Origin of the sequence: Oceanicoccus sp., from assembly GCF_029238675.1 — a bacterium.
Classification (GTDB): domain Bacteria; phylum Pseudomonadota; class Gammaproteobacteria; order Pseudomonadales; family Dasaniaceae; genus Oceanicoccus.
In genome coordinates this window covers 14808-29106 of the sequence record NZ_JAQWFR010000026.1, presented here as the reverse complement: position 1 = coordinate 29106, position 14299 = coordinate 14808, and the positions used below count along the sequence as shown (strand labels likewise).

General features: G+C 48.1%; 11 protein-coding genes. 1 reads left to right on the top strand and 10 read right to left on the bottom strand.

The window, feature by feature from the left end; translation table 11 throughout:
* Window positions 1-43: 43 nt before the first annotated feature.
* The 8 genes from P8H32_RS08880 to flhB all read right to left on the bottom strand — a co-directional run bounded on the left by P8H32_RS08880 (window position 44) and on the right by flhB (window position 10761).
* A complete protein-coding gene (locus P8H32_RS08880) occupies window positions 44-2218 on the bottom strand; it encodes a chemotaxis protein CheA (protein ID WP_301089217.1) in 2175 nt (724 codons plus the stop codon).
* Window positions 2219-2274: 56 nt separating this feature from the next.
* A complete protein-coding gene (locus P8H32_RS08875; protein WP_297293334.1) occupies window positions 2275-3066 on the bottom strand; it encodes a protein phosphatase CheZ in 792 nt (263 codons plus the stop codon).
* A gap of 56 nt (window positions 3067-3122) precedes the next feature.
* Complete coding sequence (gene cheY / locus P8H32_RS08870; RefSeq protein WP_297293335.1) at window positions 3123-3509, bottom strand: chemotaxis response regulator CheY; 387 nt, start codon at window positions 3507-3509, stop codon at window positions 3123-3125.
* 144 nt (window positions 3510-3653) lie between these two features.
* Window positions 3654-4382, bottom strand: coding sequence for an RNA polymerase sigma factor FliA (locus P8H32_RS08865; RefSeq protein ID WP_297293336.1), 729 nt, complete (start codon window positions 4380-4382; stop codon window positions 3654-3656).
* Window positions 4383-4408: 26 nt separating this feature from the next.
* Window positions 4409-5233 carry a MinD/ParA family protein gene (locus tag P8H32_RS08860; protein WP_297293337.1) on the bottom strand — a complete coding sequence of 275 codons (825 nt, stop codon included), beginning with the start codon at window positions 5231-5233 and terminating at the stop codon, window positions 4409-4411.
* A gap of 230 nt (window positions 5234-5463) precedes the next feature.
* Complete coding sequence (flhF, locus tag P8H32_RS08855) at window positions 5464-6954, bottom strand: flagellar biosynthesis protein FlhF (protein ID WP_301089216.1); 1491 nt, start codon at window positions 6952-6954, stop codon at window positions 5464-5466.
* 39 nt (window positions 6955-6993) lie between these two features.
* On the bottom strand, window positions 6994-9114 hold the full coding sequence (gene flhA, locus P8H32_RS08850; RefSeq protein WP_301089215.1) for a flagellar biosynthesis protein FlhA: 2121 nt from the start codon (window positions 9112-9114) through the stop codon (window positions 6994-6996).
* Window positions 9115-9600: 486 nt separating this feature from the next.
* Entirely contained in the window at window positions 9601-10761 is a 1161-nt protein-coding gene (gene flhB, locus P8H32_RS08845; protein ID WP_301089214.1) for a flagellar biosynthesis protein FlhB, read from the bottom strand.
* 59 nt (window positions 10762-10820) lie between these two features.
* Between flhB and P8H32_RS08840 the strand changes: the two genes are divergently transcribed.
* On the top strand, window positions 10821-11081 hold the full coding sequence (locus P8H32_RS08840) for an Lrp/AsnC ligand binding domain-containing protein (protein WP_301089213.1): 261 nt from the start codon (window positions 10821-10823) through the stop codon (window positions 11079-11081).
* A gap of 31 nt (window positions 11082-11112) precedes the next feature.
* Here the strand turns inward: P8H32_RS08840 and P8H32_RS08835 are convergent, their stop codons facing one another.
* Window positions 11113-12918 (bottom strand): acyl-CoA dehydrogenase, encoded by a 1806-nt coding sequence (locus P8H32_RS08835; RefSeq protein WP_301089212.1) that lies wholly within the window; start codon window positions 12916-12918, stop codon window positions 11113-11115.
* Between the two features lie 146 nt (window positions 12919-13064).
* A complete protein-coding gene (locus tag P8H32_RS08830) occupies window positions 13065-14219 on the bottom strand; it encodes a trans-acting enoyl reductase family protein (protein ID WP_297292465.1) in 1155 nt (384 codons plus the stop codon).
* Window positions 14220-14299 lie beyond the last annotated feature (80 nt).

The window sequence follows — 14299 nt, the reverse complement described above, 5'->3', positions numbered from 1 at the left end:
TGCCCCTGTGTGTTGGCTGGACGAGGACATGTTATTTTTATACTTAGCCCGCATAGCGTTTAAGCATACTCGGAACATCAAGAATCAGCGCAATACGACCATCACCGGTGATTGTTGCACCAGCCATTCCTGGCGTACCTTGCAACATTTTCCCAAGAGGCTTAATAACGACTTCTTCTTGACCGATTAATTGATCGACAACAAAACCCACTCGCTGGGTACCAACGGTAACAATCACCACATGGGCACTTCCAGTGGGTTCTATAGTCTGGGTACCATCTACCAACCACTGCTTCAAATAAAACAGCGGTAGGGCTTTGTCTCTTACGGTGACAACTTCCTGACCATCTACTACATTGGTGCGGGTCAGGTCCATATGGAATATTTCATTAACACTGACTAACGGAAAGGCAAAGGCCTGCTCACCTAACATCACCATTAAGGTGGGCATAATGGCCAGTGTTAACGGTACTTTTATTTCTAAACGGGTGCCCTCGCCTACTTTCGAGGTAATCTCCACCGAACCGTTAAGTTGGGTGATTTTAGTTTTAACCACATCCATACCAACGCCTCGACCTGAGACATCGGATATTTCAGTTTTGGTAGAGAAACCGGGCATAAAAATAATATTAAAGCATTCGCTATCACTTAGACGAGCTGCCACATCTTCGTCAAAAAGGCCTTTTTCTATAGCTTTTTGGCGCAGCATATTTGGATCCATACCGCTGCCATCATCGGTTATAGAGAGTAAAATATGGTCGCCTTCCTGCTCTGCTGCCAGCACAATTTTACCGACGCGGGGTTTACCGACCCTTTCGCGATCATCGGGCATTTCGATGCCATGATCCACAGAGTTTCTGACCAGGTGAACCAGGGGATCGGCCAAAGCCTCAACCAGGTTTTTATCCAAATCCGTTTCCTCACCCTCCAATTCCAGGGTGATTTCTTTTTTCAGGTTACGGGCCAAATCCCTAACTACCCGAGGGAAACGACCAAAAACTTTTTTGATTGGCTGCATGCGGGTTTTCATCACCGCTGTTTGCAAGTCAGCTGTTACCACATCCAGGTTGGATACCGCTTTGGTCATCACTTCATCGCCACTTTTGGCGCCTAAGCGCACCAGGCGGTTACGAACCAGCACCAGTTCGCCGACCATATTCATAATGTCATCGAGTCGCTGGGTATCGACCCGAACGGTAGCTTCTGCTGCTGCGATACCTTCTTTTGTAGGAGTTTTCTTCGCAGGGGCGGGTTTTTTCTCGGCGGCAACTTGGGCAGTGGGTGTTTTTTTCCCTGGTGGAGGCTTGGCAGCTGGCTCAGTTTTTTCTGCTGCTGGTGGAGTTGGTGCGGCAGTTGTAGGACCCTGACCCTTGCCATGCAATTGGTCCAGCAGGGCCTCAAATTCATTATCGTTAATAATGTCATCATCCGCGGCTGTGGCAGGTGCAGCAGCAGCGCCTTTTTTTGCAGCGGCAAATTCGCTGGCTTTCTCAGAACCAGGGGCTGCACCACCGTGCAAATCGTTTAGTAGGGCTTCAAATTCATCATCGGTAATGGCATCGCTATCATTGGCTGTGGGGGCAGCCTCTGCCGTGGGAACGCTGCCATGCTTGCCTTTGCCATGAATATCATCCAGCAGTGACTCAAACTCATCATCGGTGATTTCATTATTACTATCATCATGACTATCATTGGCGGCTATGGGTACAACAGAAGCTGCGGGCGCTTCACTTTCACCGGGCTCGGCGATGGCACTTAAAAATTGTTCAAATTCTGCATCGGTAATATCACCTTCAGGTTCGGCAGTTGCCGAAACGGTGGGAGCAGCATCTTCGCCTTTAACTAATACTTCAAGGCTGGCCAGCAAGGCTGAATCTGCGGCATCGGGCTCTTCACCCCCCTGCACTTGTTCAAACATGGCATTAACAGCATCCAGTGCTTGTAACACCACATCCATTAATTCCGGGGTAACTTCACGCTGGCCATTACGGAGAATATCAAACAGGTTTTCGGTGACATGACAACAATCAACCAAGGGGTTTAGCTGCAGAAAACCGGCGCCACCTTTTACCGTGTGGAAACCTCGGAAGATGGCATTGAGAAGATCCTTGTCCTCTGGGCGCTGTTCCAGATCAACTAACTGTTCAGACAATTGCTCCAAAATTTCTCCGGCCTCAACCAGGAAATCCTGAAGTATCTCTTCGTCTTCACCGAACATTCACTATTCCCCAGCAAACCCAATGTTTCCTATTAAAACTGAAGTCAGGCATCTATTTAAAAACCCAAACTTGATAGCAGGTCATCAACATCATCCTGCCCTGAAACTACATCTTCGCGTTTGTCTGCATTCACTTGCGGGCCTTCAGCCTGTGAGTCCAGCCCCTCTGGTTTAGCCGCTTTTTCTTCTGTGCTGCGCACAATGCCAGTCAGTTCTTCAACCTGACCGGCCACTCTCATTAATTCTACCAGGCGTATTTCTACATCCTGCACCAGGCTAATCACTTTCTTAATGACCTGCCCCGTTAAATCCTGGAAGTCTTGTGCCAGCAGGATGGTATTGAGCTTTTCACTGAGCTGGCTGGAGCTATTGCCGGTCAATTCTAAATATTGGTCAACGCGGCGGTAGAGGTCACGGAACTCGTCCGGGTTCATATCACCTTGCACCAGTCGACCCCAGTCTTCGCGCAGGAACAAAGCTTTTTCGCCCATCTCGGTAGCAAGGGGGATGCCCTCTTCCACCATATCCATAGTCTTATCGGCAGAGTTCTGGGTTAGATTAATCACATAATCCAGGCGGTGCTGGGCATTGGCCATTTGTGACTCTTCGCCTTCGACCTCCGATGATGGCTCGCCGATATCAAAATTTACAATAGCGTCATGCAGGCCTCGCGTTAACTTACCTACCTCGAGGTAAATACTGCGGTCTCGGGCCTCATTCAATTCTTCTATCGCAGTATTGGCACCGGGTAAATCTCCGGATTCAAGGCGTTCTACCAAATCGCGGGCACGGCCTTTGAGCTCGTCCCACATGTCATCAGGCGTATTGCTTTGATCTTGTCCCAACATGGCGTTGTTATACCTTGCGTCAGTGGCTTATTGGAGTGGTCTGGCAAGTAACAGGGCTAGCCATCTACTCGCTCAAAGATTTTCTCGATCTTTTCTTTCAGTACTGCGGCCGTGAAGGGCTTAACCACATAACCGTTTACGCCAGCTTGTGCGGCCTCTACGATCTGGTCGCGTTTGGCTTCAGCGGTTACCATCAAAATAGGCATGTCTTTAAGGCGGTCGTCAGCGCGAACGACTCTTAGCAATTCAATACCTGTCATGCCCGGCATGTTCCAGTCGGTGACCAAAAAATCGAAGTTGCCATTTTGCAGCATCGGTAATGCGGTCTGCCCATCGTCGGCTTCCGAGGTGTTAGTAAACCCCAAATCCCGCAATAGGTTTTTAATAATTCGCCTCATTGTTGAGAAGTCATCAACAATAAGAATTTTCATATCTTTGTCCAAAAGGTACCTCCAGCTTAATTTTTGTATTTGCTGTACATTTTGCCCTACAAAATTGACTACTTAACTAGTCTAGACCCTGATCTTGCGGTATCCAGTAATCTGGCGACTTTATAGCAACTTTTATGGCAATTTTCATAGAAAAATTCAGGCAGATTGACCAGATAATTGCTGCCAATCCACCATTTTATTACGTAGCCGCAGAGCTGCCTGGCTATGGATTTGACTAACCCGGGACTCACTTACCCCTAAAACATGACCGATTTCTTTCAAATTCAGTTCTTCGTCATAGTACAAGACTAGTACCAACCGCTCTCGCTCTGGCAAAGTGCTAATAGCTTTGGCCAGCCCCTGCCGCATGGCATCGCACTCAATCCCTTCAAGGGGGTTGGCGGTGGAACTGGGCAACTGTTCTTCAGGACGGTCATCTCCACTAATTAACGCGTCATAACTGAATAATTTGCTGGCTACAGAGTCTTGCAGCATATGGTAGTAGTCATCGATGGGAACACCCAGTTCATCTGCTACTTCCTGATCACTGGCGTCACGAGCAAGGCGAGTTTCTACATTGCGCAAGGCCTCCGAGACACGCCGGGAGTTTCTGTGAACGGAACGTGGAGCCCAGTCACCACGACGAACATCGTCGATCATTGAGCCACGGATGCGAATACCGGCGTAGGTCTCAAAACTGGCGCCTTTTGAGGCATCATAGTTGCGGGCAGCTTCTAACAAGCCAATTAAGCCGGCCTGGATCAGGTCTTCTACTTGTACACTGGAAGGCATGCGCGCCAGCAGATGATGGGCAATACGCTTAACCAGCGGCCCATGCTGCTCTACCACATCGTCCATTGAGGTTTTTTCTACGGCGCCATACATGGCTAGCCTTCCCGACAGCGACATTATTACTGTCCGGGCACGCCCTGCACTAAACGCTCTACGAAGAATTCTAAATGTCCGCGCGGCGTCGAGGGCAAAGGCCAAAGATCAACTTTTTCTGCTAATTGTTTGTACGCCAGGGCAGCCTTACTACGAGGGGAGAGTTCAACAACCGGACGCTGGCGCTGGACTGCCTTGCGTATCGATTCATCGAAAGGAATATTACCCACGTATTGCAGTGTCACATCGAGAAAACGATCAGTGACCTGAGTAAGTTTATTATATAGGTTCCGACCTTCCTGGGTCGAACGAGTCATATTAGCGATAACGCGGAAGCGGTCAACGCCGTAGTCTTTATTGAGTAATTTAATTAGGGCATAGGCGTCAGTAATGGATGATGGTTCATCGCAGACTACTACTAACACTTCTTGTGAAGCGCGCACAAAACTGATCACTGAGTCAGAAATACCTGCTGCGGTATCAATCACTAACACATCAATTTGCTGGCTAATTTCGCTAAAGGCATGAATAAGACCGGCATGCTCCATAGAGCCTAACATGGTCATCCGCTGGGTGCCGGAAGAAGCCGGAATAATACGAATACCTCCGGGACCCGTTAGCATAATGTCGTTAAGGGAGCATTCACCAACAAGTACATCTTCGAGGTTGTGTTTGGGGCGTAAGCCCAGCAACACATCAATATTGGCTAAACCCAAATCCGCATCTAACAAGGCGACTCTACGTCCCATTCCTGCCAGACAAACACTTAGGTTAATCGAGACATTAGATTTACCAACGCCACCCTTACCACCGGTAACAGCAATTACTTGTACGGGGTGAGTACTACTCATCGCCTGAACCTGCTCCTAGTTATATTTTCTGGCTATTGCTACTCTAGCTAATAGCCGCATTGTACACGAACCTTTGTCTATCTATACAAAACTCTTAAACAATAAACTGATATTCAAAGTTTTTTTTGCCCGCACTAGTCATTTTATAACCACTATCCCTATAAAACACCAGTACGTAATTACCCTAACCTATCGTCATTACCGCCAAGGCGGGTACGACGTTAGCTGCGTTAGTTTGTGGCCATCAAAGATTGAACTCTCGCCTGGTTTTTCGACAGGGTCGACATCTCATCGGCCATAGCATCGTCATCGGTTGTTATATGCCTGGCCAATTCAATGGCCGAGCGAACTAAACCGCTGGAACATCCGACAATAATATCATTGGGAATATCCTGGCCATGGGTGCTATAGGCAACCGGTAATGACTTATCGATTGCCAAGCTTAACGACTCACCCAAGCTAGCGGTTTCATCCAACTTGGTTAGCACACAACTGTTTAGGTTATCAGTTTTGTAAGTATGGTAAGCAGCTTTTATCACCTCAACCTGACTGGTGGTTGGAATCACCAACACAGTTTTCAGGCGCAGGCCAATTTCATTCAAGCTGTTTAGCTGGAGTTTTAAGCGCTCATCCTGACGATTGAGGCCCGCCGTATCAACCAGTACCAGTGCTTTGTGGCGCAGTGAATACAGCACGCGCTCGAGGCTGTTGTTTTTATCAACAATACTTATGGGTATGTTTAAAATACGTCCGAAAGTCCGTAGTTGTTCGTGGGCGGCAATGCGCATGGTATCGGTGGTCACCAGGGCTATATCTTCAGCACCGTTTTCCAACACATAGCGGGCAGCCAGTTTACCAATGGTGGTGGTTTTACCTGCACCGGTTGGGCCAACAAAGGCAAACACACCGCCACTGCTGATTAAGTCATTATCAACCACTGGCAACTGCTGGCACAGCTCGGTCATCATCGCCTGCCAGCTATCGTTTGAGCCACTGGCTACGGCGGGCTGGCTTGCCAATAAATTGTCAGCCACAACAGCGCCAATTCCCATGCGTTTTAAACGCTTCCACTGGCTGGCTTGCTGTGGACTCTGTTGATTAAACTGTCCCCAGGCCATAGAAGAAAGTTGTTGCTCTAGCAGGTCGCGCATGGATTGTAATTCATGACGCATCTGGCTTAGTTCCTGATCTTTTTCAGTATTGCTGGCGACTGCTGGTGTTGTTTTTGGTGTTGTTTTTGGTGTCGTTTCTGGTGCCTGATTAAACTGTTCTTCCATCGCCTGAGACACCATCTGGTTGAAAGAGTTTTGCTCACCAGCTTGCTTCGCCTCTTCTTTTGCTGCCTCCGGAATCTGGTCGGTATTAATCACCTGCTTTACCAGCTCGCGGTTTTTTTCTGCCAGGGTAGCCGCCAGAGCTTCTGCTCTTTGCCTGGCTTCATTTTGCATGCGCTCAACTTCGCGTTCTAATTTGCTGGGCTTAGTCGGTGCTGTTGGCGCCTGCTGGCGATGATAGTCCTGCGCTTGCTGAAAAGGGTTAGTAGAGTTTGCCGGTGCTTCAGTTGCTGGCACCGCCATATCATCTACTTCGATAGCAGTTAGGATTTCTACCCCTTCCGGCACCCGTTTATTGGATAAGATCACGGCATCAGGACCCATTTCTTCCCGCACCATATTCAGTGCCAGACGCATATTGGCTGCGACAAAACGTTTCACTTGCATTGTTTAGAACCTCTTCTTACCCAGTGTTTTCTAGCTTGCTTAACCTACGGTACTTTCTATCGTGATTTGTTTGTCGTCCGGAATTTCTCCGTAAGACAACACCTGCATATCAACTGCGCTGTAACGAATAAACTTCACCAACACATGGCGTAGAGGCGCCGATACTAATAACACTGAAGGTTTACCCGCCAGCTCTTGTTTTTGAGAGGCCTCAGCCAGTGCGGTCTGTAATTTTTCTGCCAGACCCGGCTCAAGGACAATATCGTCAGTAATCCCGTTTTGTTGCGCCTGATGTACTGACTTAAGCAATAACTGTTCCATTGATGGATCCAGTGCTATTGCGGGTAATACTGCGTCATTACCGTAGATGTTCTGCACAATCGTCCGGCGCAGGGCCACCCGTACCGCACCGGTTAAGGCGCCAAGATCTTGACTGAGGTTGGCATTGGCGGAGACAGCGGCGGCAATGGTTCTTAAGTCGCGGATGGGCACCTGTTCCATTAACAGGTTTTTCATTACGGCCAGCAGTACGTTCATCGGGATAATTTCGGGGGCTAACTGCTCTACCAGTTTTGGTGAATGCTTGGCCAGCATATCCAGCATTTGCTGAACTTCATCGTGGCCCAGTAGCTCATGGGTATGTTTAAGCAGTATTTGATTGATATGGGTTGCCACTACAGTACTGGCATCCACGACGGTATAACCCAGGGTTTGTGCCTGGTCTTTTTGTGAAGGATCTATCCATAGGGCTTCAAGGCCAAAAGCGGGATCAACAGTAGGAGTACCATCCAGCTTGCCGAATACCTGACCGGGATTGATGGCCAGGTCACGGTCGGGATAAATTTCTGCCTCTCCAGCTGTAACACCGGTCAGGGTAATACGGTAAGCGGTGGGTGTAAGATCCAGGTTGTCGCGGATATGCACCGAGGGGATCAAAAAGCCCACTTCCTGTGAGAGTTTTTTACGAATACCTTTAATACGACTAAGCAGCTCACCACCCTGGGCTTTATCCACCATGGGAATTAATCGATAGCCCACTTCAAGTCCTATAGCATCCACCGGCTGTACATCATCCCAGCCAATTTCAGGAATCTGGGCCTGCTCAACTTGCTGTTCCTGTTGGGCTTGAATTTTTTCTGTACGCTCGACTTCTACCCGCTCGGTTTCAACCTTCTCTTTACGCAGGGTAATAAAATAAGCAACGCCGCCAGTAACGGCGGCCAATGACAAGAAGGCAACATGAGGCATACCGGGGATAATCCCCATAAATCCAAGGATGGAGGCGGTAACAGCGAGTGCCTTTGGCGAGTTAAACATTTGCCCGGTAATCTGCTCACCCATATCTTTAGAGTCGCTAACACGGGTTACCATCATCGCGGCAGAAGTTGATAGCAACAAACCCGGAATTTGTGCAACCAGGCCGTCGCCAATAGTGAGTAGTGAGTAGACTTCCATTGCTCGGGAAAACTCTAAGCCATGCTGCACCATGCCAATGGACAGACCACCAATAATATTGATAAATAAAATCAAGATACCGGCAACCGCATCACCGCGAACAAATTTACTAGCACCATCCATGGAGCCGTAGAAGTCTGCTTCACTGGCAATTTCCTGGCGGCGATTCCTGGCCTGGTCCTGGTCGATCAAGCCAGAGTTTAAATCGGCGTCAATCGCCATTTGTTTGCCGGGCATGGCATCCAGGGTAAATCGGGCGCTTACTTCGGAAATACGGCCAGCACCTTTGGTGACTACTACAAAGTTGATAATCACCAGAATCAGGAACACCACCAGACCTACGGCGTAGTTACCACCAATCACTACTTCACCAAAGGATTGGATAACTTTACCCGCCGCATCACCACCCTGGTGACCATCTAACAGCACGACTCGGGTTGAGGCTACATTCAAAGCCAATCTCAACAGCGTTGCCACTAATAGCACGGTCGGGAATACGGCAAAGTCCAATGGCCGCAGGGCATAGACTGCCACCAGCAAGACTACAATCGCCAGGGCAATATTAAATGAGAAGAACACATCCAACAGGAAGGGAGGAACAGGCAGTGTCAGCATACCCAGAATCGTCAGCAGCAGCATAGGCACACCCAAATTACTTTGGGTTAATGCTTTGATGCTAAAGGCCTGGTTATTTGTGACGTTCATTCTTGTTTGTTGACCACTGACGGTGAGACACACTGCTTAAACGTCGCTGCTCTCACGGTGCCCCTCTCAAGGTATGGTATAGCGTTAAAAAATTGTCGGTTTTGGGTGACAATTTTCCGGTTTATACCCCTGTTGCAAGAATCCTTCCGGTTTTGGGTTTTGGGGGAAAATAATTTTAGGGAGGATGGGAGTGGAGATGGAGTGGGAACGAGCTGAGGCTTTCTTTCCTCTATGTCATTCCCGCCCCTCGAAGGCAGGCTTCGACCAAAATGACTAACGTCATTCCCGCGAAGGCGGGAATCCAGACTGCATGCTTATGCTGTTATTTCCGCCAAGGCGGAAATCTACAGCACTGGATTCCCGCCTTCGCGGGAATGACGTTACTTTGCGGGAATGACGTTACTTTGCGGGAATGACGGCTTTTTTGGGGTTACCGCCTCGTTTAATTTAAACCTTGAAATTACTGCGTGAACTTGAAGAGTGTCCCTATTCCTCCGGCGCCGGATTCCCCTCAACATCATATTGCGCCTCTCTCGGCACAACAATCTCCGGCAACGGCTTCGGCCTTCTCCCCTTACCCTCTTTATGGGATTTAAGCTGGAATACATAGGCAAGCACCTGAGCTACCGCCAAATACAAAGTACTGGGAATTTCTTCTTCAACCTCAGTGGTAAAGTAGATTGCCCTGGCCAAGGGTGGTGCTTCAAGGATCAGGATCTCATGGGCATTGGCGATTTCTCGAATTTTAATCGCCATAAAGTCAACGCCTTTGGCTAACACCATGGGTGCCCCGCCGCCATCGACATCATACTTAAGGGCTACTGAAAAGTGTTCCGGGTTGGTGATAACCACATCCGCCTCGGGGACGGCTTCCATCATCCGGCGCTGGGCCATTTCTCGCTGTAGTTGGCGTACCTTGCCTTTAACTTCCGGCTTACCTTCGGTGTCCTTCATTTCGTCTTTGACTTCTTGAAGAGTCATTTTCATTTTCTTACTGTGATCAAAAATCTGGTAAGGCACATCAATAGCGGCAATTAAGATCATCGATGCGCTAACCGCTAAAATCGACCAGCCGATAATAACCAGCATATGCTCCAGTGCCGGATTAATATTCTCGGTGGATAATCCCAAAATTTCAGCATAGAACAGCATCAACATGGCAATGGACACAGAGCCTACCAGAAGGACTTTAGCTATGGATTTAAGCAGCTCTACCAGTGAGTTCATCGAAAACATTCGCTGAATGCCTTTGATAGGATTCATCCGGCTAAGCTTTGGCGCTACCGCTTTGCCACTCAATAAAAATCCACCCAAGGCAGTAGGACCAATTAGACAGGCAACCACAACTACCGTAAAAAAAGGCAGCAAGGCTTCAATGGCGGCATAGGTGGTATCGCTTAAATGCAGCATCATTAACTGGGAGTCAAAGATGGCTTCCCGGGAAACAGCAAAATTAAACCGCATCAGGTCCATCATGGCGTGCCCAAGATCCCCGCCCAAAGTAATCAAGCCGCCCACACCCGCTAATAAAACCAGGGTTGTGGTCAACTCTTTAGAGCGAGCCACCTGCCCCTCTTCTCGCGCCTTATCCAGGCGTTTGGGGGTCGCTTCTTCGGTTTTTTCCTGACCGTTCTCGTTCTCTGCCACGGTGGTCTCTGTGTTGGTGCTAGTACTGGTGTTAGTACTGGTGCTGGCGGTGATGCCAAATGGATGGCGTTTTTAGTCAGGCAGCAAGAGTTATGCCATTAAATTGCCTATCATTCCCGGACAGCAATACGCCTGCGCGGGGATGCGCAATGGTAGTGGGTGGTTTTGTTTATCTGATAAAAATTCGCGTTAAAGATATGCAGGACTATCAGCGATTTTTAGGGGAGCAATTGGCCGCTACGCCTGGGGTTGCCCAGGCGCATACCTATGTGGTGATTAATGAAGTGAAATCAGCAACGGCTATACCGATTGATTGGTAAGCCGTTCATAATATCTTTTTTAGACAGTGCATTAAAACCAGTCAATATTCATATCATGGGAGGTGCTATCAATAGACTGCAGTAATGCAGCCCAGGCATTGATCTCCGGCAATTCAAATTTAAAGAAATACTTCATCGCTTGTAGTTTGCCACGGTAGAAGTTCTCATCACTCTCATGGGGCTGAGCTGCCAAAGCAGTACTGGCAACGATGCCTTGCTTTAACCACACCCAGGCGATCACAACATTACCAAACAGATCTAAATATTTAACCGAGTTAGACAAGGCTAAATCGATATCCTGCTCCATCATCGCGCCTAACAGTTTTTCTGTGGTGGTTTTTAGTGTGGCAATAGCTGCTTCTAACTCATCCGCATAAGGCAATAAGGCTTCATCGCTACGAGCTTGAGCAATGGTTGCAGCCATAGCTGCTAACGCTGCCTGATAACCCGCCATATTTTTCATTGGCACTTTACGCGCCAATAAGTCAATCGACTGAATACCGGTAGTGCCTTCATGAATCGGGTTTAAGCGATTATCGCGGTAGAACATTTCTACCGGGTGTTCATTAACATAACCCGAACCACCCAATACCTGAATCGCATAGTAATTGGCTTTAGGACCGTATTCCGAAGGCCAGGATTTAATCATTGGCGTTAGAAAATCCAGTAACAAATGGGCCTGCTTACGCTCCTCTTCTGACTCAGCGGTTTTTTCGTCATCCGCTAACTGAGCGCCCATTAAGCAAAGTGCCAGGGCCCCTTCACCATAGGCTTTTTGAGCCAGCAACATACGCTTAACATCCGCGTGCTCAATAATATTGACCGGCGGAGAATTAGGATCTTTAGCCGAGGGCAAACGACCCTGTGGCCGCTCTTTGGCATATTCCAGAGAATACTGGTAACCGGTTAATGCGGTCAGTGCCGCATTGGTACCCACCATAATGCGCGCTTCATTCATCATATGGAACATATAGGTCAGGCCTTTATTTTCTTCGCCCACCAAATAACCGACAGCGCCGCCCTTCTCGCCAAAGCTTAATGCTGTTGATGTGTGTCCACGACCGCCCATTTTATGGAATAGGCCTGCCAATTGAACGTCATTGCGCTCGCCTAAAGAGCCATCATCGTTGACTAGGAACTTCGGCACGATAAATAGAGAAATACCTTTTACGCCTTTGGGGGCACCTTTGACTCTGGCTAATACCAAATGAACAATATTTTCATTCAATTCATGGTCACCACCAGAAATCCAGATTTTATTACCGGTGATAAAATAGTCACCCTGCTCGTTTTTCTCGGCACTGGTGGTTAAATCCGCAAGGCCAGAACCCGCATTGGGTTCACTCATAGCCATAGTGCCGGCAAAGCGCCCTACACGCATAGGGTCAACCCATTTACGCTTTTGCTCTTCGGTGCCATAGGCATCAACTAAGTTGGCGTTGGCATCAGTTAAACCGGCATAACCAGTAACTGTACTACCGGCAGCGGCTAAATAACCAGTGGCAACTGCGGAGACTACAGGCGGTAATTGCATGCCTCCGGATTCAAAGTCGGCGCAGGGAGAAATTAAACCCGCTTCTGCAATCGCATCACAGGCCACCTTGATTTCTGCAGGCATATCCACCTTAACACCGTCAAAGGTCGGTTGATTTTGATCGACCTTAAGTTGATTAGGCAGTAAATATTTTTCTGCCAGGGTCTGGGCGGTATCAATAGCCGCATCAAAACTTTCGCGATTATGATCTTCGTAACGTGGACGTGTCGTTAATGCTTCGACATCAAATAATTCATAGATCATAAATTCAAGATCACGTCGATCTAAGATGGGGGCTACCATACACTTTTCTCCACAGGGACAATTATTTCAGTAGTTAGATTATTCAATGACTGGGGCAGACTTACCATGACATTCCCTGTCTGGTTAACAGTCTGGTAGGCCGGATTATAATCCGGCTTCGGGTGGTGGATTATAATCCAGCCTACTTATTCTACAGAGAAAATAAGCCCGGCTTTGTTTTGTAAACGTTCAATTAAAGCGCTGCCCATGGCAGGTGCTGAAGTTAAGCAACCACCTTCGGTTGTAGTATTTTCCAGTAGACAAATACCCGCTTCAGCAATTATTTTTGAGGTAGAGCCGTAACCGGGGTCAAGATCCCCTTTTACCGAAGCCTGAATAGTTTGGCCATCGCTGGCGGTGCCGTAAAACACAATATCGTACAAGCCCGCTTCGCGCTGCGCTTTGCTTGGACCTTCACCGGGCTTTAAGGATGTATCAAAACCCATGCCCTCTCCCAAACTGGCAGGTTCTTTACCTGAACCCATTAACACCATCTCGTCGTAGACAAAGTTTTCACCATATTGGTGACCCAATAAGTAATTAGAGCGGTGTACATTTTTAGTATTAATCATGGCCATAATAAAAGGACCAGACCAACTATTAATATCGTCTTCGAAGATAGGTTTATCACCGGCAGGTTGTTCCGGGCCCTTAAAATCAGCGGTTAAGGCAAAGGGGTTACCCAAAACATGAAACAATTCTGGTGACTCTTTTGCCGCCGCCATCGTCGCCATAAAGCTGGCAACCGTACCGCCTGAGGCCATACCATTCAGATCGCGAACACGACATTTGATACGAGAAACCGGGCCACCTAATTGCTGCTGCGCGGCTTGCTGTAAAAAATAAACCCCCATATCAAAGGGAATAGAATCAAAACCACAGGAGAAAACAATTCTGGCGCCATTGCTTTTGGCAATAGCGTGATATTTGCCAATCATTTCATGCATCCAAGCGGGTTCGCCGCAAAGGTCGACATAATCGGTGCCATGTTCGGCACAGGCTTTAACCACATCAGAACCATATTGCTGATAAGGGCCTACAGCACTGATTAAAACTTTAGTGCTGGACACTAAGGTATTCACTGAAGCTTGGTCAGTGGTATCGGCGACTAATAACTCAACTGAGCTATCAACACCCAACTCATCGCGTACCTGTTCTAATTTGGACTGGCTGCGCCCTGCCATGGCCCAGTTAATATCACCGTTAACACCGTAAGTCAGATTAAGATGTTCGCAAATTAACTGGCCGGTAAAACCAGTCGCACCATAAACAACCAAATCAAATTTAGGGGAATCTGCCATTATCATTCTCTCTTATAAAGTCGCTGCATAACCTTAACGCGTTAGCCTGGGTAGTAAGAAAAAAGGCCTCATTGTTAAGG